20 protein-coding genes, 1 rRNA gene and 4 pseudogenes are annotated in these 26,350 nt (G+C 58.8%); 6 read left to right on the forward strand and 19 right to left on the reverse strand.

Translation table 11 applies throughout. The features are described 5' to 3' along the window. The 3 genes from G542_RS0110275 to recQ form a co-directional block, all read right to left on the reverse strand. Positions 1 to 128 (reverse strand): 16S ribosomal RNA (locus tag G542_RS0110275); the annotation flags it as partial. Positions 129 to 472: 344 nt separating this feature from the next. Continuing rightward, positions 473 to 1,690 carry a bifunctional glutamate N-acetyltransferase/amino-acid acetyltransferase ArgJ gene (argJ, locus tag G542_RS0110280; protein WP_027824043.1) on the reverse strand — a complete coding sequence of 406 codons (1,218 nt, stop codon included), beginning with the start codon at positions 1,688 to 1,690 and terminating at the stop codon, positions 473 to 475. A 68-nt stretch (positions 1,691 to 1,758) separates the two neighbouring features. After that, positions 1,759 to 3,579, reverse strand: a complete 1,821-nt coding sequence (gene recQ, locus G542_RS0110285; RefSeq protein ID WP_081666809.1) for a DNA helicase RecQ — start codon at positions 3,577 to 3,579, stop codon at positions 1,759 to 1,761. A 98-nt stretch (positions 3,580 to 3,677) separates the two neighbouring features. Between recQ and G542_RS0110290 the strand changes: the two genes are divergently transcribed. From G542_RS0110290 to G542_RS0110300, 3 genes are all read left to right on the forward strand, one after another. Then, positions 3,678 to 4,130, forward strand: coding sequence for a surface-adhesin E family protein (locus tag G542_RS0110290; RefSeq protein WP_012698215.1), 453 nt, complete (start codon positions 3,678 to 3,680; stop codon positions 4,128 to 4,130). 13 nt (positions 4,131 to 4,143) lie between these two features. Then, on the forward strand, positions 4,144 to 4,947 hold the full coding sequence (locus G542_RS0110295) for a ParA family protein (protein ID WP_012698216.1): 804 nt from the start codon (positions 4,144 to 4,146) through the stop codon (positions 4,945 to 4,947). 384 nt (positions 4,948 to 5,331) lie between these two features. After that, on the forward strand, positions 5,332 to 6,549 hold the full coding sequence (locus tag G542_RS0110300; protein ID WP_027824046.1) for a dicarboxylate/amino acid:cation symporter: 1,218 nt from the start codon (positions 5,332 to 5,334) through the stop codon (positions 6,547 to 6,549). 41 nt (positions 6,550 to 6,590) lie between these two features. Here G542_RS0110300 and recG read toward each other — a convergent pair whose 3' ends face one another. The 5 genes from recG to mutY form a co-directional block, all read right to left on the reverse strand. Next, positions 6,591 to 8,618, reverse strand: a complete 2,028-nt coding sequence (gene recG / locus G542_RS0110305) for an ATP-dependent DNA helicase RecG (RefSeq protein ID WP_027824047.1) — start codon at positions 8,616 to 8,618, stop codon at positions 6,591 to 6,593. 94 nt (positions 8,619 to 8,712) lie between these two features. Then, positions 8,713 to 9,105, reverse strand: a complete 393-nt coding sequence (gene rpsI, locus G542_RS0110310; protein ID WP_027824048.1) for a 30S ribosomal protein S9 — start codon at positions 9,103 to 9,105, stop codon at positions 8,713 to 8,715. Positions 9,106 to 9,121: 16 nt separating this feature from the next. Continuing rightward, positions 9,122 to 9,550 carry a 50S ribosomal protein L13 gene (gene rplM / locus G542_RS0110315; protein WP_012698221.1) on the reverse strand — a complete coding sequence of 143 codons (429 nt, stop codon included), beginning with the start codon at positions 9,548 to 9,550 and terminating at the stop codon, positions 9,122 to 9,124. 380 nt (positions 9,551 to 9,930) lie between these two features. Continuing rightward, a complete protein-coding gene (locus G542_RS0110320; protein ID WP_027824049.1) occupies positions 9,931 to 12,141 on the reverse strand; it encodes a RelA/SpoT family protein in 2,211 nt (736 codons plus the stop codon). Between the two features lie 83 nt (positions 12,142 to 12,224). Further along, positions 12,225 to 13,262, reverse strand: a complete 1,038-nt coding sequence (mutY, locus tag G542_RS0110325) for an A/G-specific adenine glycosylase (RefSeq protein WP_027824050.1) — start codon at positions 13,260 to 13,262, stop codon at positions 12,225 to 12,227. A 178-nt stretch (positions 13,263 to 13,440) separates the two neighbouring features. Here mutY and G542_RS0110330 point away from each other — a divergent pair, with 178 nt between their 5' ends. Further along, positions 13,441 to 14,601, forward strand: coding sequence for a THUMP domain-containing class I SAM-dependent RNA methyltransferase (locus G542_RS0110330; protein WP_027824051.1), 1,161 nt, complete (start codon positions 13,441 to 13,443; stop codon positions 14,599 to 14,601). Between the two features lie 484 nt (positions 14,602 to 15,085). Next, positions 15,086 to 15,766 (forward strand): MarC family protein, encoded by a 681-nt coding sequence (locus G542_RS0110335; protein ID WP_244878699.1) that lies wholly within the window; start codon positions 15,086 to 15,088, stop codon positions 15,764 to 15,766. A gap of 168 nt (positions 15,767 to 15,934) precedes the next feature. On the opposite strand, the pseudogene G542_RS17545 reads toward G542_RS0110335, so the two are convergent. Next, a pseudogene (locus G542_RS17545) lies at positions 15,935 to 16,457 on the reverse strand (IS3 family transposase); the annotation flags it as partial. Between the two features lie 17 nt (positions 16,458 to 16,474). Beyond that, a pseudogene (locus G542_RS16600) lies at positions 16,475 to 16,813 on the reverse strand (integrase core domain-containing protein); the annotation flags it as partial. Between the two features lie 70 nt (positions 16,814 to 16,883). On the opposite strand from G542_RS16600, the pseudogene G542_RS16610 reads away from it, so the two are divergent. Further along, positions 16,884 to 17,970 (forward strand): annotated as a pseudogene (locus G542_RS16610) (IS3 family transposase). 39 nt (positions 17,971 to 18,009) lie between these two features. Here the strand turns inward: G542_RS16610 and G542_RS16615 are convergent. From G542_RS16615 to G542_RS0110400, 9 genes and pseudogenes are all read right to left on the reverse strand, one after another. After that, a pseudogene (locus G542_RS16615) lies at positions 18,010 to 18,290 on the reverse strand (transposase); the annotation flags it as partial. Between the two features lie 130 nt (positions 18,291 to 18,420). Continuing rightward, the gene (locus tag G542_RS0110365; protein WP_244878700.1) at positions 18,421 to 20,466 is read right to left on the reverse strand and encodes a polysaccharide biosynthesis protein; all 2,046 of its coding nucleotides are present in this window, start codon (positions 20,464 to 20,466) and stop codon (positions 18,421 to 18,423) included. Further along, complete coding sequence (locus G542_RS0110370; RefSeq protein WP_027824055.1) at positions 20,418 to 20,978, reverse strand: sugar transferase; 561 nt, start codon at positions 20,976 to 20,978, stop codon at positions 20,418 to 20,420. Before G542_RS0110370 ends, G542_RS0110365 begins: the two co-directional genes overlap by 49 nt. Continuing rightward, positions 20,975 to 21,922: a UDP-glucose 4-epimerase family protein gene (locus G542_RS0110375; RefSeq protein ID WP_027824056.1), complete on the reverse strand. Its 948-nt coding sequence runs from the start codon at positions 21,920 to 21,922 to the stop codon at positions 20,975 to 20,977. The genes G542_RS0110370 and G542_RS0110375 overlap by 4 nt, the downstream gene beginning before the upstream one ends. A 3-nt stretch (positions 21,923 to 21,925) precedes the next feature. Beyond that, entirely contained in the window at positions 21,926 to 23,056 is a 1,131-nt protein-coding gene (gene wecB / locus G542_RS0110380) for a non-hydrolyzing UDP-N-acetylglucosamine 2-epimerase (RefSeq protein ID WP_027824057.1), read from the reverse strand. Beyond that, a complete protein-coding gene (locus G542_RS0110385) occupies positions 23,049 to 24,059 on the reverse strand; it encodes a polysaccharide biosynthesis protein (RefSeq protein ID WP_027824058.1) in 1,011 nt (336 codons plus the stop codon). Before G542_RS0110385 ends, wecB begins: the two co-directional genes overlap by 8 nt. Beyond that, the gene (locus G542_RS0110390; protein ID WP_027824059.1) at positions 24,052 to 24,915 is read right to left on the reverse strand and encodes a dTDP-4-dehydrorhamnose reductase family protein; all 864 of its coding nucleotides are present in this window, start codon (positions 24,913 to 24,915) and stop codon (positions 24,052 to 24,054) included. The genes G542_RS0110385 and G542_RS0110390 overlap by 8 nt, the downstream gene beginning before the upstream one ends. Further along, the gene (locus G542_RS0110395) at positions 24,915 to 26,135 is read right to left on the reverse strand and encodes a glycosyltransferase family 4 protein (protein ID WP_027824060.1); all 1,221 of its coding nucleotides are present in this window, start codon (positions 26,133 to 26,135) and stop codon (positions 24,915 to 24,917) included. The genes G542_RS0110390 and G542_RS0110395 overlap by 1 nt, the downstream gene beginning before the upstream one ends. Positions 26,136 to 26,148: 13 nt before the next feature. Beyond that, positions 26,149 to 26,343 carry a hypothetical protein gene (locus G542_RS0110400; RefSeq protein WP_027824061.1) on the reverse strand — a complete coding sequence of 65 codons (195 nt, stop codon included), beginning with the start codon at positions 26,341 to 26,343 and terminating at the stop codon, positions 26,149 to 26,151. Between the last annotated feature and the right edge of the window lie 7 nt (positions 26,344 to 26,350).

Below are 26,350 nucleotides of genomic sequence, written 5' to 3' on the forward strand. Positions count from 1 at the left end.
TACGTTCCGATGCATTACTCACCCGTTCGCCACTCGTCAGCAGACCGAAGTCCCTGTTACCGTTCGACTTGCATGTGTAAAGCATGCCGCCAGCGTTCAATCTGAGCCAGGATCAAACTCTTTCGTTCAATCTCAGCTAAGTACTTGGCTTGCTCAAAGAAACGACAAGAAAATGTTTTTCCTTGCGTCTATTTGAAGTGCGAGCCTGTGGGTTTCCACAAGCGCTCACACTTATCGGTTGTTCGTTTGTTAAAGAGCTTTCCGGACCAGCCGGCGCTGCGTCGTGCAGCGAGGTGGCGAACTATACCCACCTCACCACAACTCGTCAATACGGCATCAGGAAGTTTTTTCAAAAACCAGGAAAAAATCCGTTAACAAACTGAATCAAAGGCAACAAATTTTTCCCGCCAACCGGACTGGCAGAAGCAGAAACCGCACGCGCCGGCTGACAGGGTGATCAACCAGCCGGATATCAGCTACGGTAATCCGCGTTGATCTTCACATAGTCATACGAATAATCGCAGGTCCAGACCGTTGCACTGGCCTCGCCCCGGTGCAGGCAGACCCGGATGGTGATATCGCTCTCCTTCATGACCCGCTGACCATCCTCTTCACGATAGTCCGGATGCCGCCCGCCCTGCGCCGCCACCAGCACTTCGTTCAGATAGAGCTCCAGCGTCGAGGTATCGAGATCCTCCACGCCGGCGTAACCGATCGCCGCCAGCAAGCGGCCCAGATTGGGGTCTGATGCAAAAAACGCGGTTTTGACCAGCGGCGAATGCGCAATCGCAAACGCGATCTGCTTGCACTCGGAACGGTTGCGCCCGCCTTCGACCACCACCGACATGAACTTGGTCGCACCTTCGCCGTCACGGGCCATGGCCTGCGCCAGCTCGACCGCCACCTCCATGATGGCGGCCTGCAACAGCCGGGCGTCTCCGCTCTCCATGTCGCTGATCTCGGCCATGCCGGCCTGCCCGCTCGCCATCAGGATGAAGCTGTCGTTGGTCGAGGTGTCCCCGTCCACCGTCACGCAGTTGAACGAATGCTCGGTCACCTCGGCCAGCATCTGCTGCAATACCGGCTGCGCAACTTTCGCATCCGTAGCCACAAAGCCGAGCATGGTCGCCATGTTCGGGTGAATCATGCCCGAGCCCTTGGTCATGCCGGTCACGCTGACCTTGACGCCATTGATCACGACCTGACGCGACACGGCCTTGGGCACGGTATCGGTCGTCATGATGGCCGCGGCAGCATCCAGCCAGTCGGCCGGCTGACGCCGGGGCAGACCGGCAATGATGCGCTCGACCGGCAAAGGCTCCAGAATCACGCCGGTCGAAAACGGCAGCACCTGCTCCGGTGCAATGCCAAGCTCCTCGGCCAGCGCAGCACAGGTCAGGCGCGCATGCTCACGGCCGCTGGCTCCGGTCCCGGCATTGGCATTGCCGGTATTGACCACCAGCGCCCGGATGCCCTTTCCGGCGGCCAGGTGTTCCCGGCACAGCACCACCGGTGCGGCACAAAAGCGGTTCTGGGTAAACACGCCCGCCACGGTGCTGCCGGGTGCCAGCTCCATCACCAGCAGGTCACGGCGATTGGCGTAGCGCACACCCGCCTCGGCCACGCCTAGCGTGACACCGGCAACCGGCAACAGACGGGAACGATCGGGGACAGATAGATTGACAGGCATGAGCCACTCCACACGCATTCAGACATGACGCAGGATTGTAGCCCGGTCACCGCGCATTGCGTGCGGCATCAATCATCGGTATCGCGCAATACCGCCAGCACATCCTCGCCATAACGAGCCAGCTTGCTGTCCCCCAGACCATAAATCTGCCGCAGCCCGTCTTCGCATTCCGGCCGCTGCTCGACCAGCTCGCGCAGGGTGCGGTCAGAAAACACCGCGTAGGCCGGCACGTTGTGGGCATCGGCGGTTTCCTTGCGCCAGCGGCGCAGGGCCTGCCAAAGCCGTTCTTCCCGTTCGGTACGCAGCCAGCGCTCGGCCTCGCCGCCCATCCGCGACACTTTCTTGTCGTCGCGTACCGGCTTGAGCCAGACCTGCTCCTCGCCACGCAGCACGGCACGGCAGCGGTCAGTCAGGCGCAGCACCTGATAGTGGGTGACGTCGACCTGCAGATAACCCTGCGCCACCAGTTGCCGCACCAGCGAACGCCAGCCGCGCTGCGACAGCTCGCGCCCGATGCCGAACGTGCTCAGATGCTGGTGTCCCCGACTGGTCACCGTTTCGCTTTCGCGCCCCAGCAGGATGTCGATGACGTGATTGGCAGCAGCCCGCTGGCTGACACGATAGACACACGACAGCAGTTTCTGCACCTGCACGGTCATGTCCTGCGTCACCGGCGGGTGCAGGCAGTTGTCGCACTTGCCGCATGGCGCCATGGTTTCGCCAAAATGCGCCAGCAACAACTGGCGCCGGCAGCCGGCGGTTTCGCAATACGCCAGCATGGCATCGAGCTTGGACAGTTCGACCCGGCGCCGGACTTCATCCTGGTCGCCATCAAAGATCATCTGCTGCAACTGCACCATGTCGGTCAGGCCATAGCACAGCCAGCTGGAAGCCGGCTGGCCGTCGCGCCCGGCCCGGCCGGACTCCTGGTAGAAATTTTCCGGGCTCTTGGGCAGGTCCAGGTGCGCCACAAAACGCACGTCGGGCTTGTCGATACCCATGCCGAAAGCAATGGTCGCCACCATGACCACGCCCTCTTCCCGGATAAAGCGCGTCTGCGTGGCCTCGCGGGTACGCGCATCAAAACCGGCATGGTAAGCCATGGCATCAATGCCGTTTTCGCGCAGGAAAGCCGCCGTATCTTCCACCCGCTTGCGCGACAGGCAGTAGACGATGCCGCTGTGGCCGGCGTGCTCCTGGCGGATGAAACGCAGCAGCTGCTGCTTGGCCTGGTGCTTTTCGACCACGGCATAGCTGATGTTCGGCCGGTCAAAACTGGACAGGAACACCCGGGCATCCGCCAGCCCCAGATAGTGCAGGATCTCCTCCCGCGTATCCGGGTCGGCAGTGGCCGTCAGCGCCAGCCGCGGCACGGTGGCAAAGCGTTCAGCCAGCACGCCGAGTTGCCGGTATTCGGGGCGGAAATCATGCCCCCACTGGCTGACGCAGTGTGCTTCGTCGATGGCAAAAAGGCCGATCGGCAACGAAGCCAGCCAGTCGAGAAAGCGCCCGGACAGCAGGCGTTCCGGCGCCACGTACAGCAGTTTCAGCTCACCTGCCTGCACGCGGCGGGCCACTGCCCGCGCCGCATCGGCGTCCTGGGTCGAGTTGAGGAAGGCGGCCGGCACGCCCAGTTCGGACAGCGTGGCCACCTGGTCCTGCATCAGCGCAATCAGCGGGCTGACCACTACGGTCAGGCCCGGGCGCAGCAGGGCCGGAATCTGGAAGCACAGCGACTTGCCGCCACCGGTCGGCATCAGGACCAGTGCGTGGCCGCCACTGGCGACGTGGGTGATGATGTCGGCCTGGGGACCGCGAAAATCCGGGTAGCCAAAAACAGTGTTCAGCAGATGGCGCGCTTCGGCCAGCAGGGAGTCGGGAGATTTCACCCGGCCATTCTACGGAATTCGGGCGACAAGGTCGCGCCGGCAGTCGCCGTGTGCCACACTTGCGCCATTTGAAAAGCGACGGATTTCAGGAGGAAAACGTGATCCGCACTCTTGCCCTGGCCACGGTGGTCAGCCTGTTCGCTGCTGGCTGCGCCAGCCAGACCGCCCCGGGCGGCAAAGCCCCCGGTACCCGCCCCGGCCCGCAGGATGCCGAGTGGAAAAACCTCGGCGTCACCCCCAACGGGAACGTGATGAACGAAATCGACATGCTGTCGGTGAAGAAAAGCGGACAACAGGTCACCTTTCGTGACCGCAAGACCATCTTCAACCTGAAAAAAGAGAATTTCGGCGACACGCCGCGCCACAAGCAGTCAGTCAACAGCTGGCAGATCGACTGCCAGGCACGTACCTACCGGCTGACCGCCATGCAGCTCTTCGACGAAAACGGCCGGCAGATCGGCAGCTACTCGTATAATGACCGACAGATAAAACCCGCAGCAATCATTCCCAACTCGGCCAGCTGGCAGCAGATGCAGGTCGTTTGCAAATAACGAAAGGGCAGCGATGACGGCCATCCGGCGTGTGGTATTCAACCAGAAAGGCGGGGTCGGCAAGTCCACCCTGACTGCCAACCTCGCCGCCATCGCCGCCCGGCACGGCCAGCGCGTCCTGGTCATCGACCTTGACCCGCAGGGCAACCTGAGCCACTACCTGCTCGGTGATGCCCTGCCGGACACCCAGGCCGAACACTCGCTGCTGCACTGGTTCGACCAGACCCTGAGCTTCAGCCTGTTTCCCAGACCGACCGATAGCTTCCTGCACGCCACGCCGTTTCCGCAGCTCACACTGATGGCCTCCCATCCGGGCCTGGGTGAACTCGCGCCCAAGCTGGAAGCGCGCTACAAGATGTTCAAGCTGCGCGACCTCTTGGCCGAGCTGTCCGACCGTTTTGACGAAATCTGGATCGACACGCCACCGGCTCTCAATTTCTTCAGCCGTTCCGCCCTGATCGCCTGCGACCGCTGCCTGATACCGTTCGATTGCGACAGCTTCGCCCGTCAGGCGCTTTACCAGCTGATGGACAACGTGGCGGAAATCCGCGCCGACCACAATCCGGACCTGCGGGTCGAAGGCATCGTGGTCAACCAGTTCCAGCCGCGCTCCAGCCTGCCGGTACGCCAGGTGACCGAGCTGGAAGCCGAAGGCCTGCCGATCTGTCGCCAGCGGATCTCCAGCTCGGTCCGCATCCGTGAATCGCACGAAGCCTGCAAGCCGCTGATCCATCTGGACGCCCGCCACAAGCTCACCGGCGAGTTTGCAGCCCTGTACCAGGAACTCAGCGGGTGCACGGTCCAGCAGAGCAGCTGAGTCACGCGCCGGATACCGGCACAGGACCAGAAAACCTGTCCGCACATCCGGCAGACTTCCCGGCGACCCGCCCAGGCTGTCACGCTCGCCCCGGTCCTGATCACCCGGCCCCAGCCCGGGTTTTTTTCATGCCCGTCACCCGCCAGGCCAGTCAGCCATGGCGAAATACTCCAGCCATCCACGATAGCGTGGTCATCCTGACTGTCTTTTCACTCAATATAAGTATATTTGTCTTTTGTGAAATTATTTAATACATTCCCGCCACGCTACCGGGCTCCTCGCTGGAACCACGCCCGGAGCCTCCCATGAGGGCACAGACCCTCAGGACCGCCAGCCGCACAGCCCCTGACCGGGCTGTTGTCACATTCAGTTCAGGGAAACATCATGAAGCTCATTACCCGCCTGCTCGCCGGCATTGCCGGCGGCCTGCTCGCCGGCCTGTATGCGCCAGAATTCGTCATCCAGCTGCTGGCTACCTTCAAGGGGCTGTTCGGCCAGTTCATCGGCTACACCATTCCCCTGCTGATCCTGTTTTACGTCCTGTCCGGCATCGCCAACCTGGAACGCGGCGCCGGCAAGCTGCTGGGCGCCACGGTCGGCATTTCCTACGCCTCGACCATCTGCGCCGGCTTCCTGGCGTTTTTTGCTGCCAGTTCCATCGTGCCGCACGTCCTGACCGCCGGTTCGGCGCCGGACAAGGTCGCCGCCATTGCACCGTTCTTCAAGTTTGAAGTGGCACCACTGCTGAGCGTGACCACCGCACTGGTCACCGCATTCGTGTTCGGCATCGGCATTGCCGTTACCCGTGCCGACAAGCTCAAGGGCGTAGTCGACCAGGGACGCGACATCATCGAACTGGTACTGGGCAAGATCATCATCCCGTTCCTGCCGCTTTACATTGCCTCGGTGTTTGCCGGCATGGCCGCGCAGGGCACGGTGTTCCAGACCTTCAAGACCTTCGGCCTGGTGCTGGCCATCGCCATCAGCATGCAATGGCTGTGGCTGGCGGTGCTGTTCGGCCTGTCGGCGCTGACCACCGGCCGCAATCCGCTGAAAATGATCGCCACCATGATGCCGGCCTACTTCACCGCGCTGGGCACCATGTCGTCGGCCGCCACCATTCCGGTGACGATGCGCCAGACCCGCCAGCTCGGCGTGTCCGAAAGCATCACCGGCTTTGTCGTACCGCTGGGCGCCACCATCCATATGTGCGGCAGCATCATTTCGATCGTGACCGGTTCCACGGCCGTGATGTTCCTGATGCCGGACCTGATGACGCCGACCTGGTCGAGCATGGTGCCGTTCATCCTGGTGCTGGGCATCACCATGGTGGCCGCCCCGGGCGTACCGGGTGGCGCCGTGATGGCAGCACTGGGCCTGCTGACCTCGATGCTCGGCTTCGGCGAAACCGCCGCCGCGCTGATGATCGCCCTGCACATCGCCCAGGACAGCTTCGGTACCGCCTGCAACATCACCGGCGACGGTGCGATTGCCACCCTGGTCGACCGCATTGCCGGCCGCCGGCGCGCCGCCACCGCGGCCGACGAAGGGCTGGACGCATTGCCCGCCAGCGAAGTGGCCGCGGAATCAGCCCAGGCCTGACCGGCACACCATCCAACAGCCCCGCACCACGCGGGGCTTTTTCATGCCCGGAGAAACTGCTCGCGCCCGGACAGCCAGCGCGCCAGATGCCGCTCGACCATGTCCGGGTGCTGTTCCAGCAACACCGGCGCCCAGTGTTTGGCCGACTCCAGCAGCTCGGCATCGCGCTCAGGATCGGCAAAACGCAGCAGCGGCGCGCCGCTCTGGCGGGCACCGAGGAATTCGCCCGGCCCGCGGATGTGCAGGTCCTGGCGGGCAATCTCGAAGCCGTCGGTATGCTGGTAAATCACCTTGAGGCGCGCCTTGGCGATCTCGGACAGCGGCTCTTCGAACAGCAGCACGCAGCGGCTGGCATGCTCGCCGCGGCCGACCCGGCCGCGCAGCTGGTGCAATTGTGCCAGCCCCATGCGTTCGGCGTGCTCGATCACCATCAGGGTGGCATTCGGCACGTCCACGCCGACTTCGATCACCGTGGTCGCCACCAGCAGCTGCACCACGTTCTGCTGGAAGGCCGCCATGACTGCCGCTTTTTCATCCGGCTTCAGGCGGCCATGCACCAGTCCAACCACGATGCCGGGCAAGGATTCGGCCAGCTCTTCAAACGTCGCTACGGCATTTTGCAGCTCCAGCGTTTCACTTTCCTCGATCAGCGGGCAGACCCAGTAGGCCTGCCGGCCGGCATCGATCTCCTTCCGGATGGCGGCCATGACGTCATGACGCCGGGAGGTGGAAATCAGCTTGGTCTGGATCGGCGTGCGCCCCGGCGGCAGTTCGTCGATCACCGACACGTCGAGGTCGGCAAAATAGCTCATGGCCAGCGTGCGCGGGATCGGCGTGGCCGACATGGTGAGCTGGTGCGGCTCGCCACCCTTCTGCGTCAGCGCCAGCCGCTGGCCGACTCCGAAACGGTGCTGCTCGTCGATCAGCACCAGCCCCAGCCGGGCAAAGCTCACACCGTCCTGAAACAGGGCGTGCGTACCGATGGCCAGCTGCGCCTCGCCCGAGGCCATGGCCTCGATAGCGGCCTGCTTGTCCTTTTTTTTCAGGCTGCCCGACAGCCAGACCACCTTGATGCCGAGCGGTGCCAGCCAGCCGGCCAGCTTGCGATGATGCTGCTCGGCGAGGATTTCGGTCGGTGCCATCAGCGCTGCCTGCCAGCCGGCCTCGATGGCGATCAGTGCCGCCAGGGCCGCCACCACGGTCTTGCCGCTGCCCACGTCGCCCTGCAGCAGGCGGTGCATCGGGTGTGACTGCGCCAGATCGTGGCTGATTTCACCCATGACCCGCGCCTGTGCCCGCGTCAGTTCGAACGGCAGGGCTTGCAACAAGGCCCTGGTCAGCAGGCCGTTCCCCTTCAGGACCGGGGCAGCAAAAGCCCGGCGCGCCCGGTAGGCCAGCCGCATGGAGAGCTGCTGCGCCAGCAGTTCGTCAAACTTGAGCCGCTGCCATGCCGGCAGGGCGCCGTCGGCCAGCATCGACACCGGCATCCGGGCGGGTGGCTGGTGCAGGATGCGCACGGCATCGGCAAAGGGGACCAGCCCCAGTTCGTGCCGCATCGGTTCCGGCAGGGTGTCATCCAGCCGCTCGTCCCGCAGGGCTCCGGCAATCAGTCGCCGCAGCATCGGCTGCGTGACGCCCTGTACGGCGGGGTAAACCGGGGTCAGATGGTCGGCCAGCGGGGTATCCGGCGTGACGTCCCGGATTTTAGGATGCACCATTTCGTCGCCGAAATAGCCGTGATGCACTTCGCCCATGGCACGGACACGTTGCCCGACGGCCAGCTGCTTGAGATGGGTGGGATAAAAGTGCAGGAAACGCAGGATCAGCTGGCCTGATTCGTCCGCCAGCGTCGCCACCAGCTGCTTGCGCGGCTTGTACTGGACTTGCTGGGCGGTGATTTCGCCCTCCACCATCACCGGTTCACCGTAACGCGCGGCGCGTACCGGTGTCAGCTGCGTTTCGTCCTCGTAGCGCAGCGGCAGGTGCAGGACCAGGTCAAAACGCCGGACAAGGCCGAGGCGGGCCAGCTTCTTGAGTGTGGCGGGCGGGGCGGCAATCGGGAGACTCATGTCCGGGATGGTAGCAAATCACCTGCCGGACACCGAAACGGCAAACAACAAAAAAGCCACCCGAAGGTGACTTTTTGCGTAGCCATAAAGCAGATTAACGCTTGGAGAACTGCTTGCGGCGACGGGCCTTGTGCAGACCGACTTTTTTACGTTCCACTTCGCGGGCGTCGCGGGTAACGAAGCCGGCGTTGGACAGTGCCGGCTTGAGCTCGGCGGAAAAGTCGATCAGGGCACGGGTGATGCCGTGGCGCACTGCACCGGCCTGGCCGGTTTCGCCACCACCGGTCACGTTGACCAGGATGTCGAAGGATTCAGTGTGCTCGGTCAGTACCAGCGGCTGGCGGATCACCATGCGGCCGGTTTCACGGGCAAAGTATTCGTCAACCGGCTTGCCGTTGACGGTGATCTTGCCGGAGCCCTTGATCATGAACACGCGGGCCACAGCGCTCTTGCGGCGGCCGGTGCCGTAGTAGTATTTGCCGTTCATTCGTGTGCCTCAGTAATCAGATTTCCAGCGCTTTCGGCTGCTGGGCAGTGTGCGGGTGCTCGGCACCGGCGTACACCTTGAGTTTCTTGATCATGGCGTAGCCCAGCGGGCCCTTCGGCAGCATGCCCTTGACGGCCTTTTCCAGCACGCGTTCCGGGAACTCGTTCTGCAGCTCGGTGAAGGTACGCTCGTAGATACCGCCCGGGTAGCCCGAGTGACGGTAGTACTTCTTGTCCAGTGCCTTGTTGCCGGTCACACGCAGCTTGTCGGCGTTGACGACTACGATGTAGTCGCCGGTATCGACGTGCGGAGTGTATTCCGGCTTGTGCTTGCCACGCAGGCGACGAGCGATCTCGGCAGCCAGGCGGCCGAGCACCTTGTCGGTCGCGTCGACCACGAACCAGTCGCGCTTGACCTCATGTGGCTTGGCAGAGAAGGTCTTCATGGATCTCTTCCAGTCGAAATTCTTGAAAGCTGCCAATTCTATACACCGCCCCCCCGGCTGTCAAACCTCGTACACAGGGTAGCCACCGGGGTTTTGCCCGGAAAAACGCGGGTTTGCGCGACTCTCCGAGTACGGACCAGGCCAGAGCCGACGGCCATCCGGCCGTGAAAAAATGCCATGTGAAAGGCCAAAAAAAAGCGCAACCGGAAAGTCCGATTGCGCGTAATTCCACCTAAAAAAGGAGGATGGAGGAGACAACACCAAAACGCTGCATCGCTGAGCGTCGTGATGTACGGCAATTATGGAAACCGCTTAATCATTTGGCAAGAATTTTTTGTGCAGTGCAGTATTTCGGGTAAGCAGGCTGTCGCACAACCGGCTCAGATCCTCCGTACCTCCTGCACGCCATTCACGTCCCCCACCCGGGCCAGCACACGCTGGATATCGGCCACCTGCCGCACTTCGATGGTGAAGCACATGCGCGCATGCGCATCGCGGCTTTGCGTATGAACGGCAGTGACATTGAGCTTTTCCCGCGACAGCACGTCGGAAATGTCGCGCAACAGGCCGCTGCGGTCGCGCGCCATCACTTCGATGTCGATGGCGAACATGCTGCCTTCCTGCAAGCCCCAGTCCACCGAGATCAGCCGTTCCGGCGCCTCGGCCGACAGCCGCTTGAGCGTGACGCAATTGGCCCGGTGAATCGACACGCCGCGGCCACGGGTCACGAACCCCACCACCGGATCAGGCGGCGCCGGCTTACAGCACTTGGCCAGCACCGTCATCAGGTTATCCACACCTTCGATCAGGATGCCGCTGGCGTCATGCCCCGCACGGCTCTTGTGGACGATGTCTTCCGGCTCCAGTTCCGGTGGCGGCTCGGGCGGCAACAGAGCCAGCAGCGCATGATGCACTGCACGCATGCCCAGTTCGCCATGACCGATGGCCGCGTACATGTCCTCGATCCGGGCATGGCCGAGTTTTTCTGCCACCTGCTCCAGATTGGGCTGCTGCCCCGGCGGCAGTTTGGCCAGTTCCTTTTCAAAGGCTACCCGGCCGGCATCAATCGCCACATGGGCGTTCTGCTGCCGGATGTACTGGCGGATCTTGGTGATGGCCCGGTGCGACTTGACCCAGCCCTCGTGCAGCCAGTTGATGCTGGGGCCACCCTCCTTCACGGTCATGATCTCGATCCGCTGTCCGTTTTCCAGCGGTGTCGACAGCGGCACGATGGTCCCGTCGATCTTGGCGCCACGGCAGCGGTGCCCCAGGTCGGAGTGCAGGGCGTAAGCAAAGTCGATGGGGGTCGCGCCCTGCGGCAGCGACACGACCCGCCCCTGAGGGGTCAGCACGTAGATGGTGTCGGAAAACAGTGCCGTCTGGAACGCGCTGGCCAGCCCCTGCCGGTCGCTGACCTCTTCACGCCAGTCGAGCAGTTGCCGCAGCCAGGCGATCTTTTCCTCGTACTCGCCGTCACCGCGCCCGCCCTCCTTGTAGCGCCAGTGCGCAGCCACCCCGAATTCGGCATGCTCGTGCATGTCGAACGTACGGATCTGCACCTCCAGCACCTTGTCCTGCGGCCCGATCACAGCCGTGTGCAGGCTCTTGTAATCATTGGCCTTCGGGTGGGCGATATAGTCGTCAAACTCGCCCGGAATCGGCTGCCACAGGCTGTGCACCATACCGAGCACGGCATAGCAGTCGGACACCTTGTCGACCAGCACGCGCACGGCACGGATATCGTAAAGCTCGGAAAAATCCAGATGCTTCTTGCGCATCTTTTTCCAGATCGAATAGATATGCTTGGCACGCCCGGCCACGTCAGCCCGCACTCTGGCCTGCGCCAGCTCGCTGCGCAGGGTGAACAGTACGTCCTCGATGAACTGCAGGCGTTCCACCCGCCGCTCGTCGAGCAATTTGGCGATCTTCTTGTAGTTGTCCGGCTCCAGATGGCGGAATGCCAGATCTTCCAGCTCCCACTTGATCTGCCACACCCCCAGCCGGTTGGCCAGCGGCGCAAAGATTTCCTGGGTTTCCCGCGCGATGCGCCGGCGCACCTGTTCGTCCGGCACCTTGGCCAGCCAGTGCATGGTCTGGGTGCGCCAGGCCAGCTTGATCAGCACGATGCGGATGTCGGCCACCATGGCCAGCAACATCTTGCGCATGGCTTCGGCCTGCTGGGCCCGGGCTTCGGACGTTACGGCATCGCTCTGGCCGGCAAACTCGGCAATCCGCCCCAGACGGGCCACGCCCTCGACCAGATCGGCCACTTCCTTGCCCATCTTTTCGGTCAGCCAGGCATGGGCATCGTCCCGGCACAGCGGCAGCCCGGCCAGCAAAGTGGCAGCGGTGGTAACAGAGGGCAGGTTCAGGTCGGCAATGATGGCGGCGGCATGGACCGCGTGGCTGAACATTTCCTCGTCGGTATGCCCCAGCTTGCGGCCGGCGTACTGCTCGCGCGCCAGCGAAAAAGCCCTCTCCAGTTGCGCGAGGTCTTCGGCCGGCAACCCGGCCCGCGCCCCGGCCAGCCAAGCATTCGGATCAGCCGCATCAGCAAGGGAATCGGCAAGGGGACGAGCTACAGAAACCATGATGTGGACGTTTCGCTTTGGGTAATGCTCATTGAGCCAACAAATGGGGGCGATAGCAACAGGCTACAAGAGCCCGAAACGGCTCAAAGACCGGACAGCAGGCGCCTGACCGGTGCCGGCAACCCCAGTTCATCCCGTTCCTGCGCCGTAAACCAGCCGCAGCCGGGTACGCTACCCAGAGGCTGCGCCCGCACCGGCACCGGGGTGGCGATCAGGCGAAAGTGGGTAAAGACGTGTTCGACCTCCGGCAGGGCCGGCCCGATGTCCCGTACGGCAAATCCGAGCGCGGAAGCGGCTTCATCGACAGCGTCACTGGAGGCCAGCTCGGGCAGACTCCACAGCCCGCCCCAGATGCCCTGCTCGGGGCGACGGGTCAGCAGCACCCGCCCCTGCTCATCCTGCGCCAATAACCAGCAGGCATCCCGGACTGGGATAGTTTTTTTCGGACGAGGGGTCGGCAGCTCCCGGCAACGGCCATCACGGTACGCCACGCAGTCGAGAGACAACGGACAGACGCCACAGCCCGGCTTGCTGCGGGTACAGACCAGGCTGCCCAGATCCATCTGCCCCTGGGTATACGCTGCCATGTCCCCGGAGCCGGGTGGCAACAACAGGGTAGCGAGCTGCCACAGCCGCGCCTCGACCTTTTTGTCGCCCGGCCAGCCTTCAATGCCGGCCCAGCGTGTCAGCACCCGTTTGACGTTTCCGTCGAGGATCGCTACCCGGGCACCGGCGGCAAAAGCGGCAATCGCTGCGGCCGTCGAGCGGCCGATGCCAGGCAGACGCTCCAGTTCGGCCGGATCAACGGGAAACACCCCGCCCAGCGTATCCTCGACCAGCCGGGCGGCACGATGCAGGTTGCGGGCCCGTGTGTAGTAACCCAGACCGCTCCACAACGCCAGCACGTCATCCAGCGGAGCCGCTGCCAGCGTGGCAACATCGGGAAAACGGGCAATGAAGCGTTCGTAGAAGCCGAGCACGGTGCTGACCTGCGTCTGTTGCAGCATGATTTCCGACACCCAGACCCGGTACGGGTCCGGCGATTGCCAGGGCAGGTGATGACGGCCATGCTGGCGTTGCCAGGCAATCAGGCGAAGCGAAAACGAAGCGGAAGACGACATGCACGACACTGCCATGACCCGGACAGGTCACGGACAGACTCTCCGACAAAAACCGGGGATGCTACGCCAAGCCTGTCGGCCGATAAAGCCAAGCGCGGCAGTTTGGGCTAGAATCCGCCCACGGCGCCTGTGTGACAGAGCGCCGTTTTTTGTGTCGACCGTAATCTGAAAGCGTGCCATGTTAGTCAACCGTTTTTTTGCCCCCTGCCCGCGTGGACTGGAAGCCGTTCTGGCAGACGAACTTGTCACCCTGGGTGCTGCCGATGTCGAGCCGGTGGATGGCGGCGTCGGCTTTGGCGGCAACCTTGAGCTGATGATGCGGGTCAACCTGCACTCGCGCATCGCCAGCCGCGTGCTGTGGCGCATCGGCGGTGGCCGTTACCGCGACGAGCGCGACATTTACCGGCTGGCGCGCGGCATCGACTGGCCGCTGCTGTTCAGCGTCGGGCGCACGTTCAAGGTCAAGACCGATGCGGTCAAAAGCCCGGTACGCAGCATTGATTACGTGTCGCTGACCGTCAAGGATGCCATCTGCGACGTCTTCCGCGAACGCCGCGGACAACGCCCGAACATCGACACCCAGGCACCGGACATGCGCGTGCACGTGTTCCTGTCCGGCAACGAAGTTACTTTCTACCTCGACACCTCGGGCGAGCCGCTGTTCAAGCGCGGCTGGCGCATTGCCACCGGCGCGGCACCGCTGCGGGAAAACCTGGCCGCCGGCATCCTGCGGCTGGCGCACTGGACTCCGGACACCCCGCTGCTGGATCCGATGTGCGGCAGCGGCACCTTTCTGGTCGAAGCGGCCATGATGGCCTTGGACCATGCGCCAGGCCTGTCGCGCCGCTTTGCCTTCGAGGCACTGGAAAGCTTCCAGCCCGCTACGTGGCAACGCCTACAAGCCGAAGCCAAGGCACGCCGGCAACCGGCGCGCAATCTGCCGCTCTGGGGCGTGGACCGCGATCCCGAAGCCCTGCAGGCTGCCCGCCAGAACCTGGCCCATGCCGGCTTGGAAGCCGCCATCCACCTGACCCAGGCGGATTTCCTGCGTACCCCGGCGCCAGCGCCCTCCGGCATCATCGTCAGCAACCCGCCCTATGGTGTGCGTCTGGACGAACTCGACATGCTGGCGGCGTTTTATCCGCAGCTGGGCGACTGGCTCAAGCGCGAAATGGCCGGCTGGACTGCCTACGTACTGACCGCCGACCTGCGGCTGGCCAAGATGGTGCGACTGTCGCCCAGCAAGCGTACCCCGCTGCGCAACGGCGCCCTCGACTGCCGCCTGTTTGAAATCCGTGTGGTGCCCGGCAGCAACCGGCGCGACAAGGCTGCGGACTGAGAACCGGGGCCTCGGTGGGCCGCACCCGGGTCCGGCGCCAAGGAGCGACAAAGAGCCTGCGGTCATGTCGCAGAGTTTATGAAGCGCAAACCGGATGACGATGGCGGCAGGAGTGCCTTTTCCCGCGCGCTCCTGCTGACGGCTTTCTTTCGGCCGTTCAGACCCAGCAGGATCCAGCCCGCGCGCGTTCAAAGTACGAAAGACAGGACCCCAGCGCGCGGGATGGCCCCGGTTCCCCAGCCTCGCCCCAGCCATGGTGCCCCCGCATGGACTGTTCCAGAGGCGGCTAGGCAAGCTCCCGCCTCACTCCCGAGCCTGTCCTGGCTCCTTGAAACCGATGCCGGCCGAAGATCCAGGACGCGGCAGATCAGGCTTGTCGTGTAACAAAGCGTCGGTGCTCCCGGATAGCAGATACCTCCGACGTGACCAAGAGGCCGGTGTTGTAGCGCAAATTCGCCGTCCGGCTCCAGACCTGAGGCATCGGGTGCCGCCATCTGACAGCGCAAGACGACTGGCATGGCATAATCCCGGCCACGCTCAGCCAACCCGTACCAAGACCGTGGAACCCTCGTTTATCTCCGCTACCATCCTGCTCATCCTGATCACGGATCCACTGGGCAACATTCCGTTGTTCATTGCTTCCATGCGGCAGGTAGAGCCCGAGCGGCGCCGTCACATCATCGTGCGCGAATGTGCAATTGCCTTGGTGGTCCTGCTGATTTTCCTGTTTTTCGGCCAGTCGTTCCTGCGGGTATTGCACCTGACGGACGAGTCCATCAAGATCGCCGGCGGCGTGGTGCTGTTCCTGATCGCCATCAAGATGATTTTCCCCAGCCCTGGCGGACTGTTTGGCGCGGCGGACAACCCCAGCCCCGAACCCTTCATCGTGCCGATTGCCATCCCGCTCATCGCCGGCCCATCTGCCATGGCCACGGTCATGCTGATGGCCACGAATGACCCGACCCGGATGATCGAATGGTCACTCGCCGTGGCCATCAGCATCTTGGTCACACTCGCCGTGTTCCTGTTTTCCGACCGACTGCAGAAATGGCTGGGTAAACAAGCCATTACAGCCATGGAACGCCTGATGGGGCTGGTTTTGACAGCAGTATCCATCGAGATGTTGTTGTCGGGATTTGCTGCTTACATGCGTAATTTGAGCTAACGCTGATACAAAAAGCCAGCATTTTTGCCTGTTTTTGAGAAGGAAAAGGCTGTCCGAGCTGGTAACCTATCTATCCAGCCAAGCCTGACAATCAGCTTCGGCCCCTTGTTCGCAGCACACCAAGTCGACAATGTGGACTGTCCCGGGGTCAGTAGACAAACTCCTGCCTCACGCCGAGGCCCGCTCAAAGGCCTCGGGGCTGATGCCGCCTAGGTGCGTGTGGCGGCGGGTTCGATTGTAAAAAGCTTCGATGTAATCGAATACGAATACATCTGACTTGGCCAGGTCGCGGGTTTTGTAAATCCGTTTGCGGATACGCTCCTTCTTCAAGCTGCTGGAGAAGGACTCTGCCACGGCATTATCCTGGCAGTTGCCACGTCGACTCATGCTGGGTTCAAGGTTGCGGGAGAGGCAGAAACGGCGCCAGTCATCACTGCCATATTGCGAGCCCTGATCTGAATGGACCAGCACGCGACCAGCAGGTTTGCTGCCGCCACAGTGCCATCAGCAGAGCGTCCAGCGCCAATTCGCGGATCAATGCCGATTTCATTGACCAGCCCACCACCTTGCGTGAGAACAAGCCGATCACCACCGCCAGATAAAGCCAGCCCTGCCAGATACGGATGTAAGTCATGTCCGTCACCCAGGTCTGGTCAGGCTGTGACGTCGTGAACTCGCAATTCAGGTAGTTGCGACGTTCCCCCGTTTTCAGTAGCAGCGGGCTTTAGAGTCCGAGCTTAATTTACCTGATTTCTCAGCGAGAGATTCGGCATAGGCTGCTGGCGTCAAACCACCCAGTGCCCTCTTCGGCCTTTCGTTGTTGTATTCCCTACGCCAGGCTTCGATAACGACCTGGGCATGGCGCAGGCTGGTGAACCAGTGTTCATTCAGGCACTCGTCCCGGAAACGCCCGTTGAACGATTCGATACAGGCGTTCTGATTGGGCTTACCCGGTTCGATGAGAAAGAGTTGCACACCACGGGCGTGTGCCCAGCTCAACATCGCACGGCTGCAGAATTCCTTGCCGTTATCAGTCCGGATGGCTTTGTGGGTAATCCCCCCGGAAATTAAAGGGATTCAGAAGTAGAATTTTCTCGCATAGAGGGAGTTCTACCCGATGAAGACATCACGGTTTTCAGACAGCCAGATCATTGCAGTGCTGAAGCAGGCGGAGGGCGGCAAACCGGTGCCTGAGCTCTGCCGGGAACACGGCATCAGTTCAGCGACGTTCTACAAATGGCGCGCCAAATTCGGCGGCATGGACGCGTCGCTTATGGCGCGGCTCAAGGAACTGGAAGCCGAGAACGTCCGGCTGAAGAAGATGTATGCCGAAGAGCGCCTGAAGGCCGAGATCGTCAAGGAAGCCCTCGAAAAAAGTGGTGAAGCCATCTCGTCGGCGCGAGATGGCACATCGGGCAGTGCAGCGCCGAGGCACGAGCATCCGTGTGGCGTGCAGGGCGTTTGGCATCAGCGAAACCTGCTATCGCTATCAGGTGAAATGCTCAGCCGAGAATGCCGGGATTGCTGACCACTTGGTCCGGTTGACCCACAACCAGCGCAACTGGGGTTTCGGCTTGTGTTTCTTGTACCTACGTAACGTTAAAGGCTTTCCATGAAACCACAAGCGGGTGTACCGGATCTATCGCGAGCTTGAGTTGAATCTGCGCATCAAACCGCGCAAACGGATCGTGCGCGAGAAACCGGAACCCCTGACGGTGCCCGACGCGATGAATCAGTGCTGGTCAATGGACTTCATGCATGACCAGCTGGCTGATGGACGTCGTTTCCGGCTGCTCAACATCATTGATGATTTCAACCGGGAAGCGCTGGCGATGGACATTGACCTGTCTTTACCGGCGGAGCGGGTGGTGCGTGCACTGGACCAGGTGATCGAGTGGCGGGGCAAACCGACGGCCATTCGCAGTGACAACGGCCCGGAATACGTGGGCAAGACGCTGACCGAGTGGGCGCAGAGAAATGGAGTCCGGCTCGACCCTATCCAGCCAGGCAAGCCGCAGCAGAACGCGTATGTCGAACGTTTCAACCGCACCGTGCGCTACGACTGGCTTGGCCACTATCTGTTCGAGTCGATTGCCGAGGTCCAGGACTACGCCACGAACTGGCTCTGGCTCTACAATCACGAACGCCCAAACATGGCTTTGGGCGGTATCACCCCCAAACAGCGGCTGGCCATGGTCGCATAGCTCTACTTCTGACTCCCGTTAAAAACGGGGGGATTACCCCCGGACTCCCTGGCAAAGTACCGCGCGGCTTTTTTTGGAATATCCCGCTCTTCTTCTGTGCGACGCAGTTGCGCCTTCAGGCGAAGGATTTCTCTCCCGGCCTCGATCAGCCCGGCAGCCTGTCTCTCCGGGTTGTCCGGGCTGACTGCTTTCACCCATTTGTACAGGCTGTGGCTGGAAACCCCAAGCCGGGCGGAAACCTCGGCAACAGAGTAACCGCGCTCAGTGACCTGCTTGACGGCCTCTTCTTTGAATTCAGGGGTGAAACGCTGTGTGCTCATGGACATCCTCCTATGCTCAACTCATAGGGCAGGATTGCCTACAAGAGCCGGGGCAGTCCAATGAAGAAATGGCATAAATAGCGCCTATAATTGTTCAAAAAACGCGTTTGCAATCGTCCGGGGTGGACACTTACCCCGCCAATCCGAGAGCCTGTACCTCGGATTCTTGCTCCAAATACACCCAGTCGACAATCTCATCGCTCGGCGTATAGCCACTGACGAGCTTTTTCATTGCCAAGCGAATGACGCCGACATCATTCACATTGAGCGCTACTTCCAAGGCTTTCAGTTTGCCCTCCAACTCTGACCAAGGAATGAACTCTTCGTGGGCTTTCACGATCCGAGAATGAGATGTAGGCTTAGGATTGTCGCCGATGAGCAATTCCTCATAGAGCTTTTCACCGGGGCGCAGGCCGGTGATTTCAATCTCAATATCGCCGTCTGGGTTTTGCTCATCTTTGATGGTCAATCCCGAGAGTTCGATCATGCGCCGCGCCAAGTCCATGATTTTGACCGGCTGGCCCATATCAAGGACAAACACATCACCGCCCTTGGCCATTGCACCAGCCTGGATCACAAGCTGAGAGGCTTCAGGGATCGTCATGAAATAGCGGGTGATCTCGGAATGGGTCAACGTGATGGGGCCACCGTCACGGATTTGCTGGCGAAACTTGGGCACCACCGAACCTGACGAGCCCAACACATTACCAAAGCGGACCATGCTGAATTTGGTACTTGGGCTTGTTGAAGCAAGTGCCTGCAGCACTATTTCCGCCAATCGCTTGCTGGCACCCATGATGTTGGTCGGACGCACTGCTTTGTCGGTGCTGATTAGGACGAAGTCAGAAACGTCGTTTTCGGCAGCAGCTTTAGCTGTACGCATGGTGCCGAGCACGTTGTTCTTGATACCCTCGGCAGGGTTGTGCTCGACTAAGGGTACATGCTTGTAGGCAGCGGCGTGATAGACCGTGTCAGGATGCCAAGTCGACATGATTTCGTGCATCCGCTCGTCGTCCTGTACTGAGGCCAGTAAGGGCACCAAGACGATATCACGACCAGAGAGCTTTTCTTCGAGCTCTTGGTGAATGTTATAGAGAGCGAATTCACTCTGCTCAATTAGCAGCAGCTTGCTTGGTCCAACAGCAAGGATCTGACGGCACAATTCGCTTCCGATCGAACCACCAGCGCCGGTCACCATGACAACCTTGCTGCGCACATTCATGGCCAGCAGGACGTGATTGGGCCTGACAGGCTCTCGGCCGAGCAGGTCGTCAATGTCGAGTTCACGCAGATCCGAGACGCTTACCTTGCCTTGAGCCAAGTCGGTGACGCTAGGCAAGGTGCGTACGGCCACGCGTGTTGTGCGAATCTGGCTCAGAATTTCGTTGCGTCGCTTGCGACTCAGACTGGGCATGGCCAGCAACACATCGCTGATGGCTAATGTCGGAGCCAGGTTGACGAGATCTGATGGATTATAGATGGGCTGGCCATTTAATACATGACCATGGAGGCGATCATCGTCGTCGAGAAACCCAACGACTTGCATCTCATGGCTATTAGCCATAGCACCAACTAGCTGACGTCCAGTTGAGCCCGCACCGTAAATAAGAACCTTGGAGCGAGAGGCTTTTTTCAGGATATTCAGGTACTGGTCACCTAACCAGACACGAGCCAAAGCTCGTGTAACACCGACGAGCAGTAGCAGCAATATGGGCTGGATGATACCTACAGTGCGGGGAACCTCAGTTACCCCGATGGCGGTGAAGATAGACGCATACAGCAAACCGTAAATGCCCACGGCACGAGACACCACCAATAAAGCCGGCCAGCCGCTGTAACGGAAGATAGCCCGGTAAAGTCCTGACACGATAAAGATAGGCAGCGCAATACCAATGGAAGCACCAACGGCCCACAAGGCAGTACCAGACAACGCGACAAACTCGCCGAGTCGCAGGTAGTAGGCCAGCCATACCGTCAGGATGCAGAGCCCCAAATCAACGGACAAGACGATGAAGCGCTTCGCCGCTCTAGGCAATGCCAAGATAGGCAGGGCCAGTTTAATCAGAGGTTTTGTCATGGCGTGGAGTCTCTTGAGTCCTGAGCCCTGAAAATAATCTATTATTTTTTTCAATGTGACACTCCATGTCTTGCCAGAACCTTCAATGCCGTTATCCATAAAATCTTCAGATCGAACAGTAGCGACCGTCGCTGCAGATATTCCAAGTCCAATTGAATTTTCCGAGGAATCGGCAGTTCATCTCTTCCGTTGATTTGTGCCCACCCAGTCAGGCCTGGCGCCAGTTCGTGCACGCCCTTTTCAGTGCGTAAGGCAATTAGATCTTCTTGGTTAAACAGCGCAGGTCGTGGGCCCACAAAGCTCATATCGCCTTTCAGAATACTCCACAACTGGGGCAACTCGTCCAAACTGGATTTACGCAGAAAGGAGCCAATCGGGGTCAGCCATTGGCTCGGGTTCTGCAGCAGGTGCGTAGCCACCGCAGGGGTATCAATACGCATGCTGCGGAACTTGGGCATTTTGAAGATACGATTGTAGCGACCGACCCGGTCGCTCCAGTAAAGAGCGGGCCCTGGGGAAGTCAGCCGAACGGCCACCGCCACAGCTACAATTGGCAGCGCCAAAAATACGGTGACCACCAACACCAGCACCAAGTCAAACAAACGCTTCATCGCTTAAAACTTTCAGCAGCACGCCGCAGCTCTTCATCCACTGACACAGGAGGAGTCCAATCCAATAGTTGAATAGTTTTGGCAATATCCAGTTGCAATGAACCGCACAGACGCTGATATATGCTTGGCTTATTTAATACGATCGCCCCCAGCTTCAACAATACAAGCGGCAGGTAAAATAGTCGTGCCGAATGCCCCATCGCAGCCCCCATGCGCTTGAAAAGTTGTGCCGTAGAAAGGTCTTCGCCATCACTTACCAGGAAAGTCTGGTTCGCCGCTGCAGGGTGATTCAAGCACGTCACGATCAAGTCCACCAAATTATCCAGAGCGACCAAGCTACGGCGGTTTTCGGTCGCAGCAGCCAGTGGTATCGGTAAACCACATGCCAGCCAGCGCATAATGGACTCGAAGTTCGCCTTCACCCCTGGCCCATACACCAAAGGCGGCCGAATAATCACCACTTCCATACCAGTGCTTGCCGAAATTTCTCGGAGCAATTTTTCTGCCTCGCACTTCGATATTCCATATGGATCTTCCGGTTTGGGCACATCATCTGCAGTAAAAGGTCTCCCCGGTTCAGTGAATTCGCCGTTCACCTTGATAGAGCTTATAAATACAAAGCGACTCACTCTGGCAGATGCTGCTTGGCGAGCAAGATTGACAGTCGCCTCAACATTGACGCGACGAAACTCAGCTAATGGGTCCGTGCTCTTATCATTCATAATATGGACACGGGCAGCCAAATGTACGACCTGATCCACCTCTCTGAGGGCAACTGCCCAGTCGGTTTCAGACGAGAGGCTGCCCACCACAATTTCTCTGTTGCGGTCTTGTGCCATAGTCTGCTTTCTAACAGCGCAGCGCACCGATAGCCGAGCCTTGCTCAGCCTTTCACACAGTGCAGAACCGACAAATCCATTCGCTCCGGTTATGAGGACAGCCATTTCTCAGTCGTCTTTTCGCCAAACAGTTCGATTTACGTAATCGGTATAGCTCAAGATTATGCGCAAGATTTTCTTGGAAACCGACTGTGCTTCGTAGTCCTCTACAGGTGCCATCACCCTTGCGTTTCGTTCATGCTGTGCAATGATTACACGCACTGCATCAAGTACCCGATCCTTTCTTAAACCTGCCATGATCAGAGTGCCAACATCCATTCCTTCCGGGCGCTCGTGTGCATTCCGAATAGTCACTGCGGGCAAGTTAAGCAAAGAACCTTCTTCAGTGATGGTCCCACTATCTGAAACGACGCAGAGCGCCTCCATTTGAAGTTTGACGTAATCACAGAAGCTGAATGGCTTAAGGAACTGGATACGGCTGTCCAGATAAACGCCGTTAAGCGCATCCAGACGCTTCTGAGTTCGCGGATGAGTCGACACGATGACCGGGAGCTGGTATTGCGCCGCCAAGGAATTAAGCGTCTCCACCATATCGGTGAGGTTCTTAGGAGTATCAACGTTTTCTTCACGGTGAGCACTCACAATAAAATACCGCCCAAGTTCAAGCCCCATACGCGCCAGAACATCCGATGCTTGGATCTTAGGCATGTAATAATCAAGCACTTCGCGCATGTGCGAACCAGTCTTAATGATGGTTTCCGGGCGAACGCCTTCTGCAATCAGGTAGCGACGCGCATGCTCTGTCAGTACCAAGTTGATATCGCTGAGGTGGTCCAATACCTTGCGGTTCAGCTCTTCGGGAACGCGCTGATCGAAGCAGCGGTTGCCGGCCTCCATGTGAAATACGGGTATCTTCCGACGCTTGGCCGAAATAACCGCCAAGCAAGAATTGGTGTCGCCGTAAAGCAAGACAGCATCAGGCTTTTCCTGCTCCATGACCTCGTCTGATTTTTCAATGACGCGTGAGATGGTCTGAGCAGCATTACTTCCGACGGCTTCCAAGAAATGATCTGGCCTGCGGATAGCCAGCTCTTCGAAAAAGAGCTGATTGAGTTCGTAGTCATAGTTTTGCCCGGTATGAACTAACACATGCTGGGTGTGTAGATCCAACTCGGCAATTACCCTACTCATTTTGATCAGTTCAGGGCGTGTTCCAACTATTGTCATGACCTTAAGCATTTAATTCTTCCTTAATAAAATCCAGTCCCAACAGCAACTGCTTGATCTCCTGAACATTAAGACGCTGAGTATTATGCGATGTGTAGTCATCCAACAGGGAGATATCCTGATCGCCTTCACTGAAGTACTTTGTGTAATTGAGGTCTCGATTGTCAGCAGGGATACAATAGTAATTGCCCATTTCCTTGGCATGGGCCATCTCCTCGCGGGAAATGAGTGATTCGTAAAGCTTCTCCCCATGGCGAGTACCGATAGTTTTGATCGCAGCATCACTACCAAAAAGCTCTTTGAGAGCCTGCGCTAAATCAGCAACAGTCGAGGCAGGAGCCTTTTGTACAAAAATATCACCTTGCTGTCCATACTGAAATGCATACAACACCAAGTCCACCGAGTCTTCTAACGACATGAGGAAGCGGGTCATATTCGGATCAGTCACAGTGATTGGATTACCAGACTTAATCTGCGATACAAACAGAGGAATCACAGACCCCCGCGAGGCCATAACATTGCCATATCGAGTCGCACAAAACACTGTTTCGCAAGGTCCTTGTGCACGAGCAGAGGCAACCATGACCTTTTCCGCCATGGCCTTGGAAATCCCCATGGCGTTAATCGGATAGACCGCCTTGTCGGTACTGAGCACAACCACCCGTTGCACCCCGAACTCCGTGGCAGTCTTCAGCACGTTTTCCGTTCCGATCACATTGGTTTTTACCGCCTCCATTGGATAGAACTCACAGGACGGTACCTGCTTCAGCGCTGCCGCATGAAAAACATAATCGACACCTTTCATGGCAGCACGAAGGCTTTCTGGATCACGTACGTCACCGATATAGAACCGCAGCTTCTCATTATTGAGCGCGATACGAAGGTCTTCCTGCTTTTTCTCATCTCGACTGAATACCCGAATCTCACGAACTCCAGTATTCAGAAAGCGATTGAGCACGGTATGGCCAAAAGAGCCGGTTCCTCCGGTGATCATCAAAACACTTTCATCAAACATACGATTTCCCCATAAATATATGGTCCTGATACATCGCCTCAATTAGTTCAGGCCAAGCCGGTGCGCGATATCCAGTTGCTATCGAGAACTTATCGGTATTCAGGCTGCGATTGATCCGGAACGTTTCATCGATTACGATACTGATATCCTTCTGATAAATGCGAGCCACAATCTGTAATAGACTTAGTTTATCGATTGGGTTTGCCCCCACGTGATATAGCCCGCTCAACGATTGGTTGGGAATAACAATATCTCGTACCACGCGTGCGAATTCCACTGAAGGCAACCCTGAAAAAATGGCATGCCGGAATCCCTTGCATTGATTTTGAGCAAGAAACCATTCTAGCAAACCGAAGCGAGTGCCATGCTCGTGTCCGATGGTGGAAGTACGCAATGTGACCACGTTACCCGTGACTACTTCTCCGAGTGCCTTTGTCTTGCCATAGACATCAGTCGCATCGGTAGCATCTTGCTCCTTGTATTCACCAACGTTTCCCGAAAATACGCAATCTGTGCTTACATGGATCAGTCGTGCCTTGGCAATCTCGCATAATTGCGCAAGTCTATGAGGCAACAATGCATTCATCGCCAATGCTGGGATGGGGGCATTCCCTTCGGGAAGATGCTTGGTTAAACCAGCGCAGTTGATCACGATTTCTGGATGTGTCTGGCCAAAGAGATGCTCTAGGTGATCGTAATTAGTAAGATCAATGCCTCCTACAATTGGGCCGGGTGCGGTCCCCTCGAACACCTTTGCGCGCATGGATCCAATAACTTGCCAGTCTGAGCGTTGAGCAAGGACATGAAACATAGTTCGACCAATCATGCCGCTAGATCCGAGAACCAGTATTTTCATTATTTCGCTTTCATTGCTTTTGTTAAATGGCCAATCAACTTGTCCACCAATTGCTCGTGATCGAAATGCTGCTGATAATAGCGTCGACCGTTTTCTCCAAGACGATCGCGGTCCACGGCTGGCATTGAATGCAGCTTTAGAATTGCCCCCACCAAAGCCGCGCCATCCTCGGCAGGCACCGAAATTCCAGCATCAGCTTCCTGTATCAATCTCGCACCTTCACCATTCATTGAAGCAATGATGGGGCGACCAACAGCCATATACGCTTGGATCTTGTTGGGCACCGTAGCCGCAAAAATTGGCTGATCAGCAAGAGTGACGAGAAGGACATCTGCACGAGACAGTAGATTGGGCATAGCCTCAACCGGGAATCTCCCAGCCAAGAACAGATTGTTCAGTCCAAGTTCAACTATCCGGGCACGCATCCATTCAAGCTCACTCCCCGCTCCGAGCACTACAAAGCGGATATCACCATGATCCCGAAGTCGCTCTGCTGCCTCGGCGATGATACGTACCGCCTGTGCTGCGCCGACATTGCCAGCAAAGACAACGCAAAAGCCCTTATCCAAAGCGGGCACGTCTGGCTTGAGTCCGCTGTCAGGATGACAGAACGAAACATCTACCGAGTTGGGATAGTAAATAATCTCAGCAGATGGCGAGAACCTCTCTATAGAGCCCTTGAACGGCCGCGACGATACCAAGATCAAATCTGAGCGACGATAGATCCACTTCACCAACAACTCGACCATGCGAATGACGAAAGGATTGCGGACGTAACCAGTCGCTGCGAGGCTTTCCGGCCACAAGTCTTGGACGTAGACTACCACAGGGATACGTTTGATCCACCCGATGAAAAGCGCTGGAAGAGCCTGTAAAAGTGGGGATGGAGCATATATGAAGATGACGTCGCTCTTGGTATTTCGAAGTTGCCACCCCCCTAGGATCGTACCCGAGAATATGAACGACAGGTAATTGAGAAACAGGCGGAAGCCGCTTCTGAATCCACGAGGAAACAGAGGGACCCTGAAAATATTGGCGCCTTGCCAGAATTCGTACATGCTGCCAGCGGCCCGGTATCCGGGGTAAATCCTTCCTTCTGGATAATTAGGTTTACCGGTCAAGACATCTACAGCGATGCCACGCTTGACAAGTGATTGAACCAGCTCATTGATTCGGAAGCTTTCCGGCCAGAAATACTGAGATACGATCAGAATACGCATACCTGCACACCAGTTATTTGACTGACCCCAAACGAGAAATCAGGAGTCCGAGAATGAAAAAAGCAAGGATTTCCAGATAGAGCTGACGCATTCCGATATTGAACATGATCTCGGCCAAAAGCAGATATCCGGCTGCCATTGTGGTATCCAGCAGAAGAAGAGCCGAAAGTACATGGCGGCGCTGCTTCCAGACCAAGAGTTTCGTCATAGCTATC

It is taken from the genome of Laribacter hongkongensis DSM 14985 (assembly GCF_000423285.1).
GTDB lineage: Bacteria > Pseudomonadota > Gammaproteobacteria > Burkholderiales > Aquaspirillaceae > Laribacter > Laribacter hongkongensis.

Excerpts from the sequence above, each read along its gene's own strand:
- G542_RS0110320 (WP_027824049.1), bottom strand. The coding sequence starts at position 12,141 with ATGGTTTCTGTAGCTCGTCCCCTTGCCGATTCCCTTGCTGATGCGGCT.
- G542_RS0110390 (WP_027824059.1), bottom strand. The coding sequence starts at position 24,915 with ATGAAAATACTGGTTCTCGGATCTAGCGGCATGATTGGTCGAACTATG.
- argJ (WP_027824043.1), bottom strand. The coding sequence starts at position 1,690 with ATGCCTGTCAATCTATCTGTCCCCGATCGTTCCCGTCTGTTGCCGGTT.
- G542_RS0110375 (WP_027824056.1), bottom strand. The coding sequence starts at position 21,922 with ATGGCTGTCCTCATAACCGGAGCGAATGGATTTGTCGGTTCTGCACTG.
- rpsI (WP_027824048.1), bottom strand. The coding sequence starts at position 9,105 with ATGAACGGCAAATACTACTACGGCACCGGCCGCCGCAAGAGCGCTGTG.
- mutY (WP_027824050.1), bottom strand. The coding sequence starts at position 13,262 with ATGTCGTCTTCCGCTTCGTTTTCGCTTCGCCTGATTGCCTGGCAACGC.
- rplM (WP_012698221.1), bottom strand. The coding sequence starts at position 9,550 with ATGAAGACCTTCTCTGCCAAGCCACATGAGGTCAAGCGCGACTGGTTC.
- wecB (WP_027824057.1), bottom strand. The coding sequence starts at position 23,056 with ATGCTTAAGGTCATGACAATAGTTGGAACACGCCCTGAACTGATCAAA.
- G542_RS0110385 (WP_027824058.1), bottom strand. The coding sequence starts at position 24,059 with ATGTTTGATGAAAGTGTTTTGATGATCACCGGAGGAACCGGCTCTTTT.
- G542_RS0110330 (WP_027824051.1), top strand. The coding sequence starts at position 13,441 with ATGTTAGTCAACCGTTTTTTTGCCCCCTGCCCGCGTGGACTGGAAGCC.
- recG (WP_027824047.1), bottom strand. The coding sequence starts at position 8,618 with ATGAGTCTCCCGATTGCCGCCCCGCCCGCCACACTCAAGAAGCTGGCC.
- G542_RS0110400 (WP_027824061.1), bottom strand. The coding sequence starts at position 26,343 with ATGACGAAACTCTTGGTCTGGAAGCAGCGCCGCCATGTACTTTCGGCT.
- G542_RS0110365 (WP_244878700.1), bottom strand. The coding sequence starts at position 20,466 with ATGGATAACGGCATTGAAGGTTCTGGCAAGACATGGAGTGTCACATTG.
- G542_RS0110395 (WP_027824060.1), bottom strand. The coding sequence starts at position 26,135 with ATGCGTATTCTGATCGTATCTCAGTATTTCTGGCCGGAAAGCTTCCGA.
- G542_RS0110300 (WP_027824046.1), top strand. The coding sequence starts at position 5,332 with ATGAAGCTCATTACCCGCCTGCTCGCCGGCATTGCCGGCGGCCTGCTC.
- G542_RS0110370 (WP_027824055.1), bottom strand. The coding sequence starts at position 20,978 with ATGAAGCGTTTGTTTGACTTGGTGCTGGTGTTGGTGGTCACCGTATTT.
- G542_RS0110295 (WP_012698216.1), top strand. The coding sequence starts at position 4,144 with ATGACGGCCATCCGGCGTGTGGTATTCAACCAGAAAGGCGGGGTCGGC.